Raw genomic sequence first — 18,805 nt, 5'->3', positions numbered from 1 at the left:
CGCATGTACGGTTGGCCCTTTTCTTTATATTAATTGTCCATCTCGAAGCGTCAATATACGATCACATACATCAAGCATTCTTTCATCATGCGTAATCATAATGGCTGCTTTTTGACTTTCTTTCACTTCGCGTTTCATCATTTCAACAACTTCACGCGCACGTTTTGAGTCTAAGCTTGCCGTTGGTTCATCCGCTAATATTAAATCTGGATTGTTCATGAAAGCACGAGCGATTGCTACCCTTTGTTTTTCTCCACCAGATAGTTGATTTGGATAATGATTTTTTCTTTCTCCTAATCCAAATGCTGCTAATAAGTGATCCGCACGCTTTTCAGATTCTTGTTTGTTTTCTTTTTTCAGCTTAGCAATGTAAAGTAATTGTTCTTTTACATTTAAATATGGAACAAGATTTGCGAATTGGAAAATGAAACCGATTTTTTTCAAACGAATGTCTGTCATTTCCTTTTCTGATAACTTCGTAATATTTTGCTCACGAATGTAAATATCCCCTTTTGATGGTGATAATAAAGCACCCGCGATTGATAATAATGTACTTTTCCCTGATCCCGAAGGACCGACGATTCCGATAAACTCTCCAGCTTTCACATCAAGCGACATCGGATGAAGGGCTGTTACTTCCGTATTCCCTTCTCCGTACACTTTACTTACTTTGTCTAATTTTAATAATGAAGTCATTACATCCCGCCTCCAATTGCTTCTAATGCATCAACTTTTAATACTTGATATAACGAAATAAGTGTTCCTAAAATACTAATTACGATAAAGATTGCTGCATATTGTGCAATCATCGGTGTTGTTAATAAGAACGGCATACCTGCTGGTAAAATTTGTTCTAATCCTTGTACAAGAACAATGCTGATTACCATCGCCACAACTGATAAGAATAACGCCTGTACGACTAAGCTATTTGCTAAATAAGAGTTCTTTGTACCAATTGCTTTTAATACACCTAATTGCTGTGTTTTTTGCAGTGTAATGACGTAGAAGAATACACCGATTAGTAACGCAGCGATAACAAGTAAGAACGCAATGATCATCGTTAATGTTCCTTGCTCTTCTTTAAATCCTGGAATACTTTGTAATACTTCTTTTTTGTCGATAACATGTGCATTTTTAATGTCTTTATCTGTATTCAGCGCAATTGCACTATAATCTTTTTGGTTTGGTTGTGAAATAGCACCCCATACGTCTTCATTTACATAAACGACTGGTGTATGGCTAAACATTTGATCTTTCGTAAATCCAACGATTTTAAATTCTTTCTTTGAAACAGGATCGATAATTGTATCTCCAATATCGATTCCTTTTTCTTTAATTGATTCATCAGCAACCATTTCGTTGTTTGCTGTACCTAATTTCTCACCTTTTACAATTTTCGGTTCTAAAAATGAATCGCGTTCACTTGAGAAAATAGCAACATCAACTTTTTTCGAACTGTCTTTCTTTTCATACGTTGAAACTTTCACACGGAACGGAACGGCCTCTTTCTCGCCTACTTGATTTACTACGTTATTTACATCATCTTGCTTAATTTGTGAACGAAGTAATTTATTTTCCGCATCATCTGCTAAGACGAACTTATTTGCCTCCATATTTTGAATCGATGAAGCATTATCATATGATAATCCATTTGCTAATCCTGAAATAACAAGAACTAAAAATGATAATAACACCATAATCAGTCCGATTAATCCGTATCTTAATTTTGATTGTTTTAATTCACGCAGAGCTAAAAACATTTCGCTCGCTCCTTCCTCTTTCTTTCTATGCACTCATCATAAAAAAGAAATATGAACGGAATATGAACAGAAGATTACAGAGGATAAGATTAAATTTTCAGAAAGTATTGAAAATAATTTGAATCCTTGATACAATTCAGTCAAATAATATTGACCGAGTAATTTTATTTGAGGAGTTGATCATTTTGAAGCCCATGTTAACACTAACTACTTATAGCCAACTAAAAGCAATAAGCGATCCACTACGTGTCGAAATGATGATGCGTCTATGCGAACGACCTTATACAGGACAACTACTATCTGAAAAATTCGGCATTTCAAGGGCTAAAATTCATTATCATTTAAAAGAATTAGAGAAGAATGGTTTTATAGAAATTGTTTATACAGAAGAAAAGAATGGCATCGTTCAAAAGTTTTATCAATCTGTCGCTAGAGGTTTTACCCCTGCTGCTGAACTATTACCTCATTTAGAAATATTAAGTGAATCAGGTCGCCAAATCTTTTTACAAATGACAGAAAGAACGAAAAGCCATATTCTCGCTGCACCAGAAGAAGCTTTTACATTACGAAAAGTAAGCGAAGATCCAGCTGAGTGGAATTACGTTTCGTCTTGCTGGGAGTTTGATGCAACGCCAGAACAATTTCAAGTATGGGTGAAAAAGTTTCATGAATTAATGGCTGAATTAAATGAGATTGCAAAAGACGCAGATAAAGATCCAAATAGTAAATCTTATTACATTTCTACTACTGCACTACAAATCGATGAGCGAGCAATGCAGCGCTTTGTGAAAAAAGAAGAGGAATAAACTTGTCGGTGTTTGTCGATAAGTCGATATCCCCTGTCGAAACGTCGATATATTTCATTTTGCGTCGATATAGTTTCATTTTAAAAAAATCGTAATACGATTTTTTTTTACAACAACGGTCAATTTTATTTTACCGAATAAATTTATTATAAAGGAGTAGATAAAGTGGACATATTAAAAAACCGGAATTTCCTCTTATTGTTTTTAGGGAGAATTTTTACAAACATAGGAGATAGTTTGTACTATGTAGCGGCGATGTGGCTCGTATATAAACTGAGTGGTAATCCTTTCTATTCTGGATTAGCTGGTTTCCTTACATTATTACCTTCTGCACTTCAATTTCTTACTGGACCATTCGTTGATAGATGGTCAATCAAAAACACTCTCGTCATCACACAAGTCCTGCAATGCATTCTTATTTTAATCATTCCTATTACACACTACTTCGATCTATTAACAGTTCAACTACTACTCATCATTATGCCCATCGTAGCCTTTATCGAACAATTCGCCTATCCCGCACAATCAAAAGCTTTACCACTTCTACTGCATAAAACACAATTATTAAAAGGTAATTCACTCTTTTCATTTGCGTATCAAGGCATTGATTTAATTTGTACGACTCTTTCTGGCATATTAGTAGCACTACTTGGCGCAATCACTTTATATGTGATCGACTCCTTAACATTCGCGATTACTGCCCTTCTGTTCTTTTCATTAAAAATGCCAAAGCAAACCGAAGCGGGCACATCGCTTTCAACTAAGCAATATTTCTCCGATTTAAAAGAAGGTTTTTCAATCGTCTTTCGTTCCTTAATGGGTGTCTTCTTAATCGGTTCAGTTGTTGCTAATTTTTCTATCGGTATGACGATGGCCATACTCCCTTCTTTCGCTGACTCTTTAGGAGGCGTGAAATCATATGGCTTCTTCTTAGCTGCTATATCAGCAGGTAGTCTCATCGGTGCTTTATTCAGTTCATGGGTTGGCAAACGTAATGTTGGCCGTGTCTCCATTATTAGCTTTGCGACTGGCGCTATCTTTTGGTTTCTCTCTACCATTGTACCGTTCCAATGGCTGTCTATTCTCTTATTCGGCTTAGCTTGGATACCAATTGGTGCGACCAACATATTATTTGCGACAATTAGTCAAATTGTAATTCCAAATCAATATATTGGACGTATCAACTCAGTCATGCGAAGTATGGGCACAATTGCTATGCCGTTCGGTTCTTTAATTGGCGGATACACGGCAAATGTATTTAGTAGCCAACTCATTTTCGCGCTCGCTAGCATCGGGATTTTATTTATTTCTCTCGTATGGCTACTTCATCCAAAATTACGGGCATTACCGAAAGCTGATGAAATTACAGCGGATACTTTTGGGGTTCGGTTTAAAGAAGAGTGCGGGAAAGGTGCGGCTTTATAACAGAAACAAACATAACCCCGTTCTAAATTTGGAACGGGGTTAAACATATAGTTATTTAATTTTGAATGAAAAATACTTCACTAAAAATATAACAATAGCACCAACTAAAACGTTCAATTATCGATTTGATGACCAAGACCCCTGCATTTTCCTTAATTGAATAATTTGGCCTGTATGATAAGCATCATGAAGCATGATATCTAGTAATTTCCCCTCAAGTGAATTTTGTTCAACCTCTTTTTCAGAAATTGCACTCAATACATGTCTTAAATTACGCTGAGCATTTTCAGAACGTTCAACAACTTTCTTCCATTCCTCATCATCATTGGATTGCTTAGTAAGATAAAAGGTGTCATTACCGTCAAGATTATGTTTCCATTCACGACCTTCTAAGTTTGCAGCAAGCCTCTCTTTGTAATAAATGAGATGATTAACGTTCTCCCAAATGGTATTCGTTTCCTCACCAGATGGTTTCCACATAGCCTGTTCGGCTGTAAGTCCTTCTATAGCATGTTTAAACGGTGCATACCAACTCTCTTTATCGAATGTTGAATCTAGTACGTTTAATAACAAGTCAATTCGTTTCAAAGTAATTTCCTCCCTAAATAGTTAAAGTCTCAATAAAATCCTTATAACTCTGTAGAGATTCTACATGTTTAAATAAACTTCCTCCTGAGCTCACTCCACAAACTCGTCCGATTATGTAATGAAAATGACTCACATTTTTTCACTTTACACGTATACTAGAAACCAAAAAGAAGAGGCCCTTCCGAAGCAGCCTCTTCCATCTATTTCGGAAGCTCAACCTGAACGGTCGTCCCTTCCCCTTTCGTACTATACACTGAAACATTTCCATTATGCAGTTCCACAATCTTCTGCACAATCGATAATCCTAAACCACTACCTTCTACGTTTCTTGCTCTTGCTGTATCTACTTTGTAAAAACGTTCAAAAATACGATCCATTTCTTCTTGCTCCATACCGATTCCGTTATCTGATATAGAGATCATCACACTTGATTCTAATTCTTCTACAACAAATTCAATCGTTCCAGCATCATTTGAAAACTTAATGCTATTCGTAAAAATATTGCTCCATACTTGATGAAGTAAGTTTTCATCACCTTGTATTGTAATGTCCGGCACATCAAATTCAACAGCAATATCTTTTTCACGCCATTTCCATTCGAGCATAAAAATGACGTCTTTAATTTGCTTCTGCAAATTGAATTCTTTTATTTGTAATACTTTCTCTTCTTTATCTAAAGAAGCGAGCGTAAGTAACTGTTTACATAAACTAGACATTCGCTTACTTTCGCCCTCAATAATTCGTAAGTAATGATTTCTTTCTTCTTCACTCATCTTTTCTGATTGCAATGTTTTCGAAAAACCTTGTATAGAAGAAAGTGGCGATTGAAATTCATGCGAGACGTTCGAAACAAATTCTTGTCTCATTTCATCTAATTCTTTTATACTCTTCGTCATCTTCTGGAAGCTTGTAGATAACGTACCAATTTCATCTTTTCGTTTTACATCTAATTCAATTTCATATTTACCACTCGCAATTTTTTGCGTAGCCTTCGTAAATTTACGAATGGGACGAACGATGTAACCTGCTGCAATCGCTATAAAGATAATACTTAATAGTACGATAAATCCAAGTAATACCGCTAAGAAAATTCGCATCTCGCCAAATTGGTTCTGAATGTCGGGACGAATAAATAAAGCGTACTGTTTATCACCGTGTTGCACTGGTACACCGACACTATTTATTAATTCATTATCGAAAAATCCTGTAATAAATAAGCGCGTTGGATATGTGGAAACACCATTAAACGTTTCCCCTTGTAATACTTTATGAACTGTATCGTCGCTAATAGACGTATTACGAAACGCATTTCCGATACGCTTTCCATTCTTTTGATCATCGACAATATAAATTTCATATCCTAATTTCGCAATAGAATGTAAATACGTCTCTTTATTTTCTTCACTTTGCTTTTCATATAACGATTTAACTTCCTCAGCGTACTTTAAAATCTTTTCACTGTTATACGGTTTTAACTTCACTTGATAGTACACATTTGTTAATAAAAAACCGATAATACTACTAAGAAGCATAATCCCAACCGTCATAAATACAAATCTAGAGTATAGTGATTTCATTTTATTTCAACTCCAACTTATAACCGAGTCCGCGCACCGTTGTAATGTGAAAATCGTCTGTTCGTTTTGAGAAACGATCTCGTAGTCTCTTCACATGAACATCAACTGTTCGTTCATCTCCTTCAAAATCCATTCCCCATACTAATTCAATTAATTCTTCTCTTGAAAATGTTCTTCCAGGATAACTAGCAAGTTGTGATAATAACTCAAATTCCTTTAACGGAAGTAAAATCGTTTGACCGTTACACTTCACTTCAACACCTTTACGATCAATTGTCGTTCCGTGAAGTGTAATAATGTCAGCACTCAGCATTTGATAACGACGCAATAATGCTTTCATACGGAAAATGACTTCAGCTGGTTCAAATGGCTTTACAATATAATCGTCCGTACCAGAAATGAATCCTTTTTCTTTATCGACTAACTGATCCTTTGCTGTTAATAAAATAACAGGGATATCATGATACTTACGAATTTCTTCACATAACGTATAGCCATCAACGAACGGCATCATAATGTCTACTATCGCAAGATGAATGTTTTCCTTCTCTAATACTTCTTGCGCTACCTTCCCATCTTCCGCTTCAAAAACTTTAAACCCCTCTTTTTGTAAATGGTAATGTAGTAACTCTCTAATATGCTTATCATCATCAGCTAATAAAATATGTATCATCTTCATTAAACCCTCTCTCGTTCATCCTTCTACATCACTACATTAAGAAACAATTGAATTTTTTGCAAGAAAAAGAAAAAGAATCTATTTTGAAAAAAGATTATTCAAAATAGATTCTCACGTTTTAGTATTAAGATTATTTTAATGAAAAGTAATTTCTACGCTTTAGAAATATCAACGAATCCTTCTCCAAATACGTCACGAACATCGTGTATAGCGATGAACGCAGCTGGATCTGTAGTTTGAACAATCCGTTTTAGCTTGACTACTTCTTGCTTATTAATAACAACATAAAGAATTTCCTTCGGAGTTTTCGTGTAATAACCATGACCTGAGTACACAGTAACCCCTCTGCCCATTAAGGTAGTTACCTTCCCGGCAATTTCATTCGGGTTATCAGAAATAATCGTAATGGCTTTCTTCGGATTTAAACCTTCAATTACAAACTCCATCACTTTCGTTGCTACATATAGCATAATAATTGTTATCATCAGTTTTTCTGCACCAATGATGAAATAAGATGAAAACGCAACAATTAAATCGAAGAACAGTAAACCATAGCTAATGCTCCATCCTAAATATTTATGCGTCATCCTTGCTAAGATAGTAGTACCTGCTGTTGTTCCGCCAACGCGAATAATAAGACCAATCCCGCATCCGATAAATATTCCACCGAAAATGGCATTTACGAGCATTTCATCAGAAGCAATCGTCCATCCTTCTGTTAAATGAAGAAATAGCGAGTTCGTAACTACAGCGATGATCGTATAAATTGTTGTGATCTTATTCAAAAATTTATAACCAGCTATTAACAATATCGCATTTAAAATTAAGTTAACTAAGCCTGGTGACCACTCAAATAAATAGTACGTAATAATCGTGATACCTGTTACCCCGCCCTCACCAAACTCGTTCGGAATAACAAACAAATTGACACCTAACGCAAAAAGAAATGCACCGATAATAATAAAAATAATGTCTGTCGTTCTTTTTTTCATACAGTACCTCACTTCTTATGTAAATATTTATTCTGTCATAAACTCTCACTATTATATCGTGGAATATTCAAATCGAACAGTGGTTTATTTTTATTTTAATATAGGATGATAAAACAACTTTATCCTATATCCACATGTAATTTAAAAAGTAAAACAACTGTATTTATTATGTACTACAAGTAAAGTTTTGATTTCACATGCAGTTGATGCTAAAAAAATGAATATGAACACTCACTCGCACAAACTTCGAATACAAAGCAAATAGGCGAAGCTATAGAATAGACTTCGCATCAAACATTTGATCCCAGAGATTTATATTCATACATTCCAGAAATAAATTTACTTATCTTTCTCCATATATTCTTTAATCTTTCGTTCTTCCCACTCTTTTCCGAATATCCCAACTGGAAAAGTTGTCAAACCATGTATAACGATACCGATCCCCCAACCTCCAAGTGGATATAAAAACCATAATTTACTTGAATCAGAACTTATATTTATGAAAAAAAGCATTAAGTTAACTAGTATATACACCGTTAAATGAATATAAAACGCTTTTAAATTCTCCACCCTTTTTTTAGCTCGTAAATAATTCTCATCTCGCTCCATATATAAACACCTCTTTCATTATTGTATTTTTTAATTCGCTCCGATTTAAACATCATATTCAAATCGGAAATCCCTTATTCTCAATAAAATACAAAACAAAAAAGTACCCATCAAATAATCATACACATGATCATTTGATGGATACTGCATGATACATTTGTTATTTACAGAAGTCTAATTAAGACCAAATCCAAACATCATCATTATTTTCAACACTGCTCTTTACCTCATAAACCTTTTCGATATGATCCGTTGTGTTCCAGTTAATAGAACTGCCGCCCCAGCCCACATACTTCATATCAACTTTCACTTTCTCACCCGTTTTAAACACTTGCCCCTTTGTTAAGAAAACATCAATAATAACTTTCTTCCCGTTTAGCGATGGATATTCAACTACGACATATGTAGTAGCACCGTCTCCCTCATCTTCCATCGTTCCTATTTTTGATACTTCACCAATTACATAATCAGGAGAACCGTCTTCTTTCATATGCATGCCCAACTTGTTTGTTGTATTTTCAACTGCAGTTGCAACCATATATTCTGTAAAATTACGCATCATAGATCCAGTAGCTTTTACTTCATCCCCTACTTTCACATTTGAAAATGAATCCATATATACACTAACAGGTTCTTCGTATTGCTTAGATTTTACAACAATTACACCGTTATCTACTTCTACCACTCGTCCTTCTAATGTTGAGAAATTCGATTCAATAGAAGCAGCACTCGCTTTTGTTAGTTCTAACCCTGGTAAATTCGTTCCTGATAATGCTGCGATCCCTAAAGCACCTGCTAAAATTATTTTTTTCATACCCATATGTAACCTCTCCATTCATGATGATTTTATTTTTGATTGGTATCGACCAACCTGTAACTATTATAGTTACAAGTTGTAGGAAATAGCAACCATCTTTCTTATGCAATGTTGCATACTGTAACTTTTAAATATGCAGCAAGAGGACTAAATTCTCGAATTATAATAGTTAATTTAATTCAAAGCTAAAATAACCTTATGGGCACGGTATAAAGAAATTAAGAGCCGCTTTCGGTCCTAAAGTTAGCGAATAGCTTTATAAAAACTCAATCAAAATCTATTCAACGAATTGAAAAATGAACCATGTCGAATTTTATTTTCATAAATTTCAAATTTCAAGGAGGTTTTACAAAATATTACACAGAATCATTCGTATATCGTAATATAATCGGTAATTTTTTACGATTTATTTCATTTTATCTACCACGTTTAGACAAAATGGAAAACCATAGCAAAAGGAGAGATATAGATTGAAAAGAAAAATTAGTACAGCTGTTGTAGGTTTATCGGTATTCAGCTTTGGTCTTTTTGGTATAAATATTGGGGATGGCGGCGTTGTAAAAGCGGAGCATGGCGATGTTCCTGCTCCTAAACTAGAGAGCCATGCTGATCTTCCTGCCCCGAAATTAGAGGGACATGGGGATTTCCCTGCTCCGAAACTTGAGAGCCATGCTGATTTCCCTGCCCCGAAATTAGAGGGACATGGGGATTTCCCTGCTCCTAAACTAGAGAGCCATGCTGATCTTCCTGCCCCGAAATTAGAGGGACATGGGGATCTTCCTACTCCTAAATTAGATTCACATGGAGATTCATGGGCTCCTGCTTATGATCATGGAAGACCTCCTATTTCATCATATAATAAAGGGGATACTTGGGCTCCTGCTTTCAATATTGGCGATACTCCTGCTCCGAAACTTGAGGGGCACGAACATTTCCCTGCTCCAAAACTAGAAGCTCACGGTGAAACTATTTAACACACACCCCCCTAGCTATATAACTAGGGGGGTTATCTTTTCATCCTATTCAGACCTCATGCATACTTTCTCAACTTTTATTTTAGTACTGTGCATGTGACATCATTTTATTAAGATTCTATAGTTAATTATGATCCCTTTCCCCCAAAAAACATGGACAATACTATAAAAACATATAGATTGACAAGTTTAAAAATTCAGAATATTATTTATCAAGAAAATATTCCATATAATTACTTTTTATTATGTTACCATTATAGTTACAATTATATAGAAAAATATACAAGGGGGCTAATATGAACATTTCATTAAAGGGACATACGTATACAACAAAACATTTAGAAGCTTGGTACCATGCAATCTTAACGCAAAACGTTAAGGAAGCACAAATTCAGTTTCAAGAAGCTAAAAAAGAACATGAAGAAATGCTTTTGAAAGAAACAGAAACATTTCCACTTTATCACTTATATTACGCATTACTCCAGTTCCGACATACAGCTCTGACAGATGGACTATCAATCACGAAAGATAGTTTTCAAATCATAGAAGACCAGGAAAAACCAGAAGATAAACATTTATCTTACCTATATCATTATTATAAAGCGATTCATTTTGCAGCAATTAATCATTATCAAGAAGCAGAAGAATATTTCTTAAAAGCACAAGCACTTTTATCCGGACACAGCCAAATTGAACAAGCTGATTTCTATTACCGATACGCTGCTTATCATTGTCACCAACAACAACCAAGTTTTGCGATTGTAAATGCTTCTAAAGCATTAGAATTTTTTGAAACGCAACACGGATGTGAAAGAAATATTTCATCCTGTTTAAGTGTACTTGGTGCTTCTTATGTAGACGTAGGACATTTTGAACAAGCTGAGGAAAGCTATAACAAAGCGTTAGATATTCTCCAAAAATTAAATGAAGAATCATTACAACTGTATGTGCGCGGTAATCTAGGTCATCTATATGCTAGCCAGAATCTTTCTGAAGAAGCGATTCGTCACTTGACACAAGTTGTTGAAAAAATCCCATCTCACTACAAAGCTATATTCTTACTTGCACAAGAACATGAAAAATTAGGACTTATCGACAAAGCAAACCACTACATTAAAATAGGGAAACAACTTATTTCTGAACTTGGTAATGAAGAGCACAAACATCACTTTGCTATATTAGAAGCTTTTACGAATCAAACTGAATTAGACAAAATTGAACCGATTGTTTTAGAAGGAATTGAATACTTCAATAAAGAATCTTTATATATCTATGTTTCTGAGTATCTTGAAAAACTAGCTCTTGCGTTTTATAACAAACAACAACATGAAAAAGCAAGTTTATACTTCTTTAATAGTACAATAGCAAAAAAATCAAATGAAAGAGGGTTAAAGAAATGAAAAAAACAATTGGTAAAATCGCTTTAGGTATTGCATTTACGGGTATTGCTGCATTTGGCTTAAACGCAGGTTTCACAAATCAAGCTGGACATACTCACTTCCCGTCTCCACCAGCTCCTTCTTTTTCTGAGGGCCATACTGGCGGCGCTCCTGCATTAAACATCGGTGACACTGGTGGGGCTCCTGCTAATTCTGAACATGGTACAGGTTGGTAAGTTAACAAAATTAAAATCTATTTAGATTACCATTTTCATATACTTACAAGGAAACCATTCGATGTAACGAATATTATGTATATACATGATTTCTATTGTGATACACTCTACCCGAGAGAAATTTCCAATACATATGTGGTTTTCAAGTCTAAAAAATACACCTAGTAATTAGGTGTATTTTTATTTTACCTCTCTATCTAATAATTAAAGAATACTCCCCTAAAAATCCCAACAAAAAAACCGAAGAAACTACCTATGCCTCAGACACTTAAAGTACTACGAACGTTGCGATTTTTAGTGACACTCCGTATCCAATCTCACTTTCATCCCAAGTGCCTAAAGGCGATAGCTTTCTTATTCAGGAAAAGCTGTAACCTCTCCATTCATGATGATTATATTTTTTGATTGGTTACGACCAACCTGCAACCAAAATAGTTACAATTAGTGAAAAATAGCAACCATCTTTCTCATGCAATGATGCATACTGTACTTTTTAATATAAATCGATTATTCCTATATTCAACACTACTGCTAAATTCTTGCATATCAGCAGGTAAACGGATTGATGATGAAGAAACTAATGTCATGCATCATGTTTTTTCAATGATACAGTTTGTATAATTGTAGTCCATTACATTATGTAGGAGCGGTGTTAACATGTTAATAAAACCAAAGAGGTTACAAGCAGGAGATATCGTAGCAACAGTAAGTCCTTCATGGGGAGGCGCAGGTGATTCTGAAATAAGCTGGCGATATGAACAAGGAGTAAAAAGATTAGAAGAAGTTTTCGGTCTTACAGTTGTCCCAATGCCGAATAGTTTAAAAGGTAGCGAATTCATTTATAACAATCCACAAGCTCGTGCGGAAGATTTAATGACAGCATTTAAAGATACGCGCGTGAAAGCAATTATTGCGAATATTGGCGGTGAAGATAGCATTCGCTTACTTCCTTATATAGATTTTAATGTAATACGTGAAAACCCGAAAATTTTTATGGGATACTCTGACGTTACCGTTTCACATTTATTTTGTCATAAAGCAGGTCTTTCCTCTTTTTATGGTCCGGCAATTTTGACCGACTTTGCCGAAAATGTAGAAATGGATCCATATACAATTGAAATGGTAAATCGAACTCTCTTTTCAAATGAAACGATTGGCGAGATTCAATCAGCTCATGAATGGACGAGTGAGCGTTTAGAATGGATAGAGATAAATAAGGATACAAGACGTACAATGCAGCAAAACAGTGGATATGAGCTACTTCAAGGCTCTACTACTGTACAAGGGCGCTTAATTGGTGGTTGTATAGAAGTATTGGAATTTGCAAAAGGAACGGAACTTTGGCCTGAGAAAAAACATTGGGAGAATAGTATTCTCTTCTTTGAAACTTCTGAAGATCATCCAGAACCAAGTTATATAAAGTATTGGTTACGAAATTACGCAGCGCAAGGCATTCTACAAAAAGCAAAGGGTATCATCTTTGGTAAACCAAAAGACGAAATGTATTATGAAGAATATAAACATGAAATACTGCAAGTTATGAAAGAACATAACTTAGAAGATCTGCCGATTCTTTATAATTTAAATTTTGGCCATACCGAGCCGAAGTTTATTTTACCTTACGGTGCGATGGCAGAAATTGATTGTGAAAATGGGTCTTTCTCTATTTTAGAGAGTGGCGTGGAATAAAGGGAAACTTTAAATAAGTATAGCCATTTTCCTGATCCTACAGAAAAAATAGCGTGTTTTTTCATGTTAGAGAGTATTTTATTTTGGTTAGCTTGATAGCGACATGAAAGGACCCCAATAAATAAAATTACTCCTATGAGATATGACTGTGAATTGATACTTTTTAAAAGTATATAATTGGAGGGAGATTACGTGTATGGAAGTAACATTTACAGTAAGTAAATGGGATGAAAAACTAATCGATGATACTAGAAAAGATTTCCCTATCAATATTGCCCATGTTGAATATGATATTGATGGTGAATTAAAAGGAAAAGCTTTTGTTGAATACTTGTTATATTATTTAGACTCAAATATAAATGATGGTCACTTGGCTACTGCTAAAATTTCTGGATTTTTACACTTTGAAGGAATTTATAAGGGGCAACAAGGGACATTTACAGCTATAGAGCAAGGAATATTTGATAAAGGAAATCTAGATTCCCCAGGAACAATTATTAAAGCTACTGGTAACTTAGAAAATCTGAGAGGATCCTATCATTATCAGTTTACAGTTCAAACTAGTAAACTAATTTTAGAGTTTGAATTTTAACAAAATACCTTACATTTTAGCGGAAAGGACATTTCTTGTAATACTAGGAATGTCCTTTTTGTTGACGAGCTTATTCAACTATTTCCTAATAGTTAAGAAAAGAACAGAGTATATTACATAAAATTTTCGTTCTGAGAGGAATTAAAACTCTAAGTCTGAGAGGCATGAAGCCCCCACCTATTCATTACTTTTCCTACTAACTAAAGAATAATCCCAGAAAAACTCCCCTTCATTACTTCTTTTTCAATTTGATTTATACAAGTAAACATCGCAATAATTTTTGTTCGATTTTTTTCATCGGGCTCAAATTGTTCAATGGTTACGTCACAACGAATTGTATCACCGCTAAAAACAGGACGTATAAATTCAAAATCCATCTTGCGAGCTAGTACGTTATAATCACCGCCAATTTTTGTAGGCAGCGTTGATGTTAACAGCCCTTGTACAACAAATCTCCCCTGCTCATCTGGAGTAACATGATGAACACCTTCATCTTTAGATACTTCTGTAAATAAAACAACATCCTCTTTCGTAAAAGTTCGTTCAAAGGTGATTTTTTCGCCTACTTGCAATTTCATCCCTCCCCCTCCTCAAAAACACTTTTAAAATAAGAAAAACCGAAACTAAAAATCATTTCGGTTTTTCAATCTAAAGAAGTCTATATTTACTTTAAAGAATGTACAAACAACCCGCTGCGAAGTTTCGGTTCAAACCACGTTGATTTTGGTGGCATAACTTCTCCGGCGTCTGCGATTGCTAATAAAGCTTCCATTGATGTCGGATATAACGAGAACGCTGCTTTATATGCACCGCTATTCACAAGGCGTTCTAATTCTTCTAATCCGCGGATTCCTCCGACAAAATCGATGCGTGAATCAGATCGCGGATCGTGTATTTCAAGTACTTGGCTTAATAAATGATCCTGCAGAATAGATACATCTAAACCTTTCACGAGATCATTCGCATCAAACGTTTCTTCTTTCACAGTAAGCTTATACCATTTCTCGTTTACATACATTCCAAATGATTTTGGCTCATTTGGTTTATACGGAGAAACAGATGCTTCTTCTACATAAAAGTATTGCGTGATTTGCTTTAAAAACTGATCTTCTGATAAGCCGTTTAAGTCTTTTACAACTCGGTTATAGTCCCAAATGGATAATTCATCGTGAGGGAATAAAACCGATAAGAAGAAATTAAACTCCTCTTCTCCTGTGTAATTTGGATATTGTTCTCTTCGCATTAGCCCTACTTTTGCCGCTGAGGCAGAGCGGTGATGTCCGTCTGCAATATACAAGTTAGGAATATCTTCAAATAAGTTTACTAAACTTGCAATTACTTCTTCATCAGCTATTTTCCAAGCAACATGCCTAACGCCGTCTTCTGCTGTAAATGTATAGATTGGCGCATGTTCTTCTTTCCAGCTGGCAATGAAACGTTTCACTTCTTCTTTTGTACGATACGTTAAAAAGATTGGACCTGTATTTGCGTCACACACATCTACGTGACGAATGCGATCTAGTTCTTTTTCATGACGCGTTCTTTCATGTTTTTTAATTGTATCATCTTCATACTCATCAATAGATGTACAAACGACAAGACCTGACTGCGTTCTTCCTTGCATCGTCAATTCATAAATGTATAGCGCTGGCTCTTCATCTTGAATGAACACTTCTTCTCGTATAAATTGATTTAAATTTTCACCCGCTTTTTCATATACACGATCATCATACGGTGAAAGTGCCGGGTCTAAATCAATTTCTGCTTTATCAACGTGTAAGAAAGAAAATGGATTCCCTTTTACAACCTCTTTTGCTTCTTCACTATTTAATACGTCATACGGTAAAGCTGCAACTTGTGCTGCTTTTTCTTCTACTGGACGAATGGCCCGAAACGGTCGGATTTTTGCCAAGTTTCCCTCTCTCCTTTACACAATCATTCGAACGGCTACAACACCTGTAATTTTGCTTATATTTTCCACAATGTTCTCTTTTATTATATCATCAATTCCGTTATCAATATCAATCATCGTGTACGCCCAAGAATGTTTACTACGATTAATCATATCCGCAATATTAATATGATGTTCTGCTAAACATCCTGTAATTTGTCCTACCATGTTCGGAACGTTTTGATGCATAATCGTAATTCGTTTTTTTCCGATATACGGCAGTTCGACGTTTGGATAGTTGACTGAATTACGAATATTTCCTGTCTCTAAATATTCACGTAATTGACGCGCTGCCATGACTGCACAATTTTCTTCCGATTCAGACGTAGATGCACCAAGGTGTGGCGTCGCTGTTACATTTTTCATCTTTATCACATTTTCATTCGGGAAGTCCGTTACGTAATGTGTAATAATATCTTCTTCTAACGCTTTTTGAAGAACCTTTTCATCTACAAGTTCTCCTCTAGAGAAATTGAATAGACGCATTCCCTTTTTCATCGTCTCGATAGCGTGTTCACCAATAATCCCCTTCGTTTGATTCGTAAGCGGAATATGCAGTGTAATATAATCACACGTTGCGAAAATTTCATCTAAACTAAATGCTCTTTGCACATGTGTAGAAAGACGCCAAGCTGTTTCAACTGAAATGTAAGGATCGTATCCGACAACGTCCATTCCTAAAGCTAACGCATCGTTCGCAACTAAAGCACCAATTGCGCCAAGACCGATAACCCCTAGACGTTTCCCCGCAATTTCAGATCCAACAAATTGTTTTTTCCCTGTTTCAACAAGCTGAGGTACTTCTTCACCTTCTAAATTTTTCGTCCAGCTTACTCCATTAATAATGTTACGTGAAGACATAATAAGGCTGGCAATAATAAGTTCCTTTACTGCATTGGCATTAGCCCCTGGTGTGTTAAATACTACAATCCCTTTTTCTGTACAGCGATCTACAGGAATATTATTTACACCAGCACCAGCTCTGGCAATCGCCTTTAAATCTTTTGAAAACTCTTCTTGATGTAAAGAATAGCTGCGAAGTAAAATACCGTCTGGGTGGTCCATTCTCTCCCCTATTTCATAGCGCTCTCCGCTAAGCACTTGCAAACCTTTTTCTGCAATTTGATTTAACGTTTGAACACGAAACATATCCCCATCTCCCTATCTATTCTCAAGCTCAAATTCTTTCATATAATTTACTAATTGCTGTACGCCGTGTGCTGGCATCGCATTGTAAATACTAGCGCGCATACCACCGACTGAGCGATGTCCTTTTAGCGTAACAAGACCGCGTTCTTTCGCTTTTTGTAAAAACTCATTGTTTAGCTCTTCTGACGGTGTTGTAAACGGAATATTCATAAGTGATCGATACGTAGGATCAACTGGTGAAGTAAACAATTTTGATTCATCTAAGAAATTATAAAGAAGTGAAGATTTCATTCTATTCTGTTCTTCAATCGCAGATACCCCGCCCTGCTCTTTTAGCCACTCAAGTACAAGTTTCGTTACGTAAATACTAAAGGATGGCGGTGTATTATATAAGGAGTTATTTTTGCTGTAAGTTTCATAGTTTAACATTGTAGGACAAGAGCGATCTGCTCCTCCAATTAAATCTCTTTTTATAATCGCAATCGTTAAGCCCGCTGGCCCTAAATTCTTTTGCGCTCCCGCATATATAAGACCAAACTTCGAAACATCATATTGTTCTGATAAAATATTTGAGGACATATCCGCAACGAGCGGTACTTTATCTACATGTGGAATGTCCACATATTTCGTCCCCTCAATTGTATTGTTCGTTGTAATATGTACATAATCTAGGTTTTCATCGCTTCGTAAACCATTCAGTTTAGGAATTGTCGTAAACTTCTCATTTTCAGAAGAAGCAATCACTTGTACTTCCCCTACTTTTTCAGCTTCTTGCATCGCCTTCTTAGACCATGAGCCAGTCAATACGTATCCTGCTTTTTTATACGTATTCATTACATTTAACGGTATCATAGAGAATTGTAATGACGCACCGCCTTGTAAAAACAATACCTCATACTCATTAGGAATGTTCATTAATTCACGAATTAGGCTACTCGCTTCATCAATAATACTTTGAAAATAAGAAGATCGATGACTCATTTCCATAATAGACATGCCTGTCCCGTTATAATTTACAAGCTCCTTTTGCACTTTCTCTAAAACTGGCAAAGGGAGTATAGATGGTCCAGCTGAAAAATTATATACTCTCTCCATCACCCTAATAACCTCCCTCTTTCTCATTCTTATTATTTTTTAAACTTTCTGAATTATAACCCGAAATATAATATACGGTCAATTTGTTTTCTATTATTACGGCGCAAGAAGCAATGGAATCGCTTGCATGTGCAAATACTTTTTTCACAAACATACAAAAAAGTGTTAAGTACATAATCGTACTTAACACTCTAGTAATAAAAGAATAATAGCTAATTGTTCGTAAAGAACCGATCAAAAATTTGATAAATAGCAGAAAGACCAAAGAGCCAATAAATAGTGTCCACAAGCGCCGGCATAGAACCAAACCATTTCTCAACTACATTGTAATCTAACGCCACAAATAACCAATTCAAACCGCCAAGAATCACCAAAATTACTGTAAGGTAAGACAAAAATTTCATTATGATTGCCCCCTAGGTGATAAGATGGTGAAAGGCCTTTCACTAGAAATATATGTGGTGAAATTCAAAACTTACCTATTTAA

At 35.4% G+C, this 18,805-nt stretch carries 20 protein-coding genes; 7 read left to right on the top strand and 13 right to left on the bottom strand.

Going from position 1 to position 18,805, the window contains the following annotated elements; all coding sequences use genetic code 11:
* Window positions 1–24: 24 nt before the first annotated feature.
* Both QCI44_RS12015 and QCI44_RS12010 read right to left on the bottom strand, forming a co-directional pair.
* Window positions 25–696, bottom strand: a complete 672-nt coding sequence (locus QCI44_RS12015; RefSeq protein ID WP_016512575.1) for an ABC transporter ATP-binding protein — start codon at window positions 694–696, stop codon at window positions 25–27.
* A complete protein-coding gene (locus tag QCI44_RS12010) occupies window positions 696–1,760 on the bottom strand; it encodes an ABC transporter permease (RefSeq protein WP_016087195.1) in 1,065 nt (354 codons plus the stop codon). The genes QCI44_RS12015 and QCI44_RS12010 overlap by 1 nt, the downstream gene beginning before the upstream one ends.
* Window positions 1,761–1,945: 185 nt before the next feature.
* On the opposite strand from QCI44_RS12010, the gene QCI44_RS12005 reads away from it, so the two are divergent.
* Together QCI44_RS12005 and QCI44_RS12000 are read left to right on the top strand one after the other, a co-directional pair.
* The gene (locus QCI44_RS12005) at window positions 1,946–2,566 is read left to right on the top strand and encodes an ArsR/SmtB family transcription factor (RefSeq protein WP_016087194.1); all 621 of its coding nucleotides are present in this window, start codon (window positions 1,946–1,948) and stop codon (window positions 2,564–2,566) included.
* A 165-nt stretch (window positions 2,567–2,731) separates the two neighbouring features.
* Complete coding sequence (locus QCI44_RS12000; protein WP_353811153.1) at window positions 2,732–3,991, top strand: MFS transporter; 1,260 nt, start codon at window positions 2,732–2,734, stop codon at window positions 3,989–3,991.
* Window positions 3,992–4,108: 117 nt separating this feature from the next.
* Here QCI44_RS12000 and QCI44_RS11995 read toward each other — a convergent pair whose 3' ends face one another.
* The 6 genes from QCI44_RS11995 to QCI44_RS11970 all read right to left on the bottom strand — a co-directional run bounded on the left by QCI44_RS11995 (window position 4,109) and on the right by QCI44_RS11970 (window position 9,256).
* A complete protein-coding gene (locus QCI44_RS11995; RefSeq protein ID WP_353811152.1) occupies window positions 4,109–4,579 on the bottom strand; it encodes a DinB family protein in 471 nt (156 codons plus the stop codon).
* A 200-nt stretch (window positions 4,580–4,779) separates the two neighbouring features.
* On the bottom strand, window positions 4,780–6,156 hold the full coding sequence (locus tag QCI44_RS11990; protein WP_353811151.1) for a sensor histidine kinase: 1,377 nt from the start codon (window positions 6,154–6,156) through the stop codon (window positions 4,780–4,782).
* 1 nt (window position 6,157) lies between these two features.
* Window positions 6,158–6,835, bottom strand: coding sequence for a response regulator transcription factor (locus QCI44_RS11985; protein WP_000781965.1), 678 nt, complete (start codon window positions 6,833–6,835; stop codon window positions 6,158–6,160).
* A 152-nt stretch (window positions 6,836–6,987) separates the two neighbouring features.
* The gene (locus tag QCI44_RS11980) at window positions 6,988–7,827 is read right to left on the bottom strand and encodes a YitT family protein (protein ID WP_000747488.1); all 840 of its coding nucleotides are present in this window, start codon (window positions 7,825–7,827) and stop codon (window positions 6,988–6,990) included.
* 339 nt (window positions 7,828–8,166) lie between these two features.
* Window positions 8,167–8,436, bottom strand: coding sequence for a 2TM domain-containing protein (locus QCI44_RS11975; RefSeq protein WP_000438995.1), 270 nt, complete (start codon window positions 8,434–8,436; stop codon window positions 8,167–8,169).
* A 178-nt stretch (window positions 8,437–8,614) separates the two neighbouring features.
* On the bottom strand, window positions 8,615–9,256 hold the full coding sequence (locus QCI44_RS11970) for a F0F1 ATP synthase subunit alpha (RefSeq protein WP_016134908.1): 642 nt from the start codon (window positions 9,254–9,256) through the stop codon (window positions 8,615–8,617).
* 467 nt (window positions 9,257–9,723) lie between these two features.
* On the opposite strand from QCI44_RS11970, the gene QCI44_RS11965 reads away from it, so the two are divergent.
* The 5 genes from QCI44_RS11965 to QCI44_RS11945 all read left to right on the top strand — a co-directional run bounded on the left by QCI44_RS11965 (window position 9,724) and on the right by QCI44_RS11945 (window position 14,123).
* Window positions 9,724–10,227, top strand: coding sequence for a hypothetical protein (locus QCI44_RS11965; RefSeq protein WP_353811150.1), 504 nt, complete (start codon window positions 9,724–9,726; stop codon window positions 10,225–10,227).
* A gap of 296 nt (window positions 10,228–10,523) precedes the next feature.
* Window positions 10,524–11,627, top strand: a complete 1,104-nt coding sequence (locus QCI44_RS11960; protein WP_088084502.1) for a tetratricopeptide repeat protein — start codon at window positions 10,524–10,526, stop codon at window positions 11,625–11,627.
* Entirely contained in the window at window positions 11,624–11,842 is a 219-nt protein-coding gene (locus QCI44_RS11955; protein ID WP_016134911.1) for a hypothetical protein, read from the top strand. The genes QCI44_RS11960 and QCI44_RS11955 overlap by 4 nt, the downstream gene beginning before the upstream one ends.
* A 657-nt stretch (window positions 11,843–12,499) precedes the next feature.
* Window positions 12,500–13,531: a S66 family peptidase gene (locus QCI44_RS11950; RefSeq protein ID WP_016087187.1), complete on the top strand. Its 1,032-nt coding sequence runs from the start codon at window positions 12,500–12,502 to the stop codon at window positions 13,529–13,531.
* A gap of 196 nt (window positions 13,532–13,727) precedes the next feature.
* Window positions 13,728–14,123, top strand: coding sequence for a DUF3224 domain-containing protein (locus QCI44_RS11945; RefSeq protein ID WP_088084503.1), 396 nt, complete (start codon window positions 13,728–13,730; stop codon window positions 14,121–14,123).
* Window positions 14,124–14,323: 200 nt separating this feature from the next.
* Here QCI44_RS11945 and QCI44_RS11940 read toward each other — a convergent pair whose 3' ends face one another.
* The 5 genes from QCI44_RS11940 to QCI44_RS11920 form a co-directional block, all read right to left on the bottom strand.
* Window positions 14,324–14,701, bottom strand: coding sequence for a hotdog family protein (locus QCI44_RS11940; RefSeq protein ID WP_016087186.1), 378 nt, complete (start codon window positions 14,699–14,701; stop codon window positions 14,324–14,326).
* Window positions 14,702–14,787: 86 nt separating this feature from the next.
* On the bottom strand, window positions 14,788–16,035 hold the full coding sequence (locus tag QCI44_RS11935; protein ID WP_098486728.1) for a DUF1015 domain-containing protein: 1,248 nt from the start codon (window positions 16,033–16,035) through the stop codon (window positions 14,788–14,790).
* Between the two features lie 15 nt (window positions 16,036–16,050).
* Window positions 16,051–17,223 (bottom strand): 3-phosphoglycerate dehydrogenase family protein, encoded by a 1,173-nt coding sequence (locus QCI44_RS11930; RefSeq protein WP_353811149.1) that lies wholly within the window; start codon window positions 17,221–17,223, stop codon window positions 16,051–16,053.
* Window positions 17,224–17,235: 12 nt separating this feature from the next.
* The gene (gene serC, locus QCI44_RS11925) at window positions 17,236–18,318 is read right to left on the bottom strand and encodes a 3-phosphoserine/phosphohydroxythreonine transaminase (RefSeq protein WP_353811148.1); all 1,083 of its coding nucleotides are present in this window, start codon (window positions 18,316–18,318) and stop codon (window positions 17,236–17,238) included.
* Window positions 18,319–18,530: 212 nt separating this feature from the next.
* Window positions 18,531–18,722 (bottom strand): DUF378 domain-containing protein, encoded by a 192-nt coding sequence (locus QCI44_RS11920; RefSeq protein WP_000670802.1) that lies wholly within the window; start codon window positions 18,720–18,722, stop codon window positions 18,531–18,533.
* Between the last annotated feature and the right edge of the window lie 83 nt (window positions 18,723–18,805).

Origin of the sequence: Bacillus cereus group sp. RP37 (assembly GCF_040459695.1) — a bacterium.
GTDB lineage: Bacteria > Bacillota > Bacilli > Bacillales > Bacillaceae_G > Bacillus_A.
Note: the sequence above shows the minus strand (reverse complement) of the source record. Positions and strands in the feature narration are given on the sequence as shown.

What these genes read in the sequence shown, in the direction of transcription:
- QCI44_RS11940 (WP_016087186.1), bottom strand. Translation starts at nt 14,701, where the DNA reads ATGAAATTGCAAGTAGGCGAAAAAATCACCTTTGAACGAACTTTTACG.
- QCI44_RS11960 (WP_088084502.1), top strand. Translation starts at nt 10,524, where the DNA reads ATGAACATTTCATTAAAGGGACATACGTATACAACAAAACATTTAGAA.
- QCI44_RS11945 (WP_088084503.1), top strand. Translation starts at nt 13,728, where the DNA reads ATGGAAGTAACATTTACAGTAAGTAAATGGGATGAAAAACTAATCGAT.
- QCI44_RS11980 (WP_000747488.1), bottom strand. Translation starts at nt 7,827, where the DNA reads ATGAAAAAAAGAACGACAGACATTATTTTTATTATTATCGGTGCATTT.
- QCI44_RS12010 (WP_016087195.1), bottom strand. Translation starts at nt 1,760, where the DNA reads ATGTTTTTAGCTCTGCGTGAATTAAAACAATCAAAATTAAGATACGGA.
- QCI44_RS11950 (WP_016087187.1), top strand. Translation starts at nt 12,500, where the DNA reads ATGTTAATAAAACCAAAGAGGTTACAAGCAGGAGATATCGTAGCAACA.
- QCI44_RS12015 (WP_016512575.1), bottom strand. Translation starts at nt 696, where the DNA reads ATGACTTCATTATTAAAATTAGACAAAGTAAGTAAAGTGTACGGAGAA.
- QCI44_RS11975 (WP_000438995.1), bottom strand. Translation starts at nt 8,436, where the DNA reads ATGGAGCGAGATGAGAATTATTTACGAGCTAAAAAAAGGGTGGAGAAT.
- QCI44_RS11970 (WP_016134908.1), bottom strand. Translation starts at nt 9,256, where the DNA reads ATGGGTATGAAAAAAATAATTTTAGCAGGTGCTTTAGGGATCGCAGCA.
- serC (WP_353811148.1), bottom strand. Translation starts at nt 18,318, where the DNA reads ATGGAGAGAGTATATAATTTTTCAGCTGGACCATCTATACTCCCTTTG.
- QCI44_RS11985 (WP_000781965.1), bottom strand. Translation starts at nt 6,835, where the DNA reads ATGAAGATGATACATATTTTATTAGCTGATGATGATAAGCATATTAGA.
- QCI44_RS11920 (WP_000670802.1), bottom strand. Translation starts at nt 18,722, where the DNA reads ATGAAATTTTTGTCTTACCTTACAGTAATTTTGGTGATTCTTGGCGGT.
- QCI44_RS11955 (WP_016134911.1), top strand. Translation starts at nt 11,624, where the DNA reads ATGAAAAAAACAATTGGTAAAATCGCTTTAGGTATTGCATTTACGGGT.
- QCI44_RS11990 (WP_353811151.1), bottom strand. Translation starts at nt 6,156, where the DNA reads ATGAAATCACTATACTCTAGATTTGTATTTATGACGGTTGGGATTATG.
- QCI44_RS11930 (WP_353811149.1), bottom strand. Translation starts at nt 17,223, where the DNA reads ATGTTTCGTGTTCAAACGTTAAATCAAATTGCAGAAAAAGGTTTGCAA.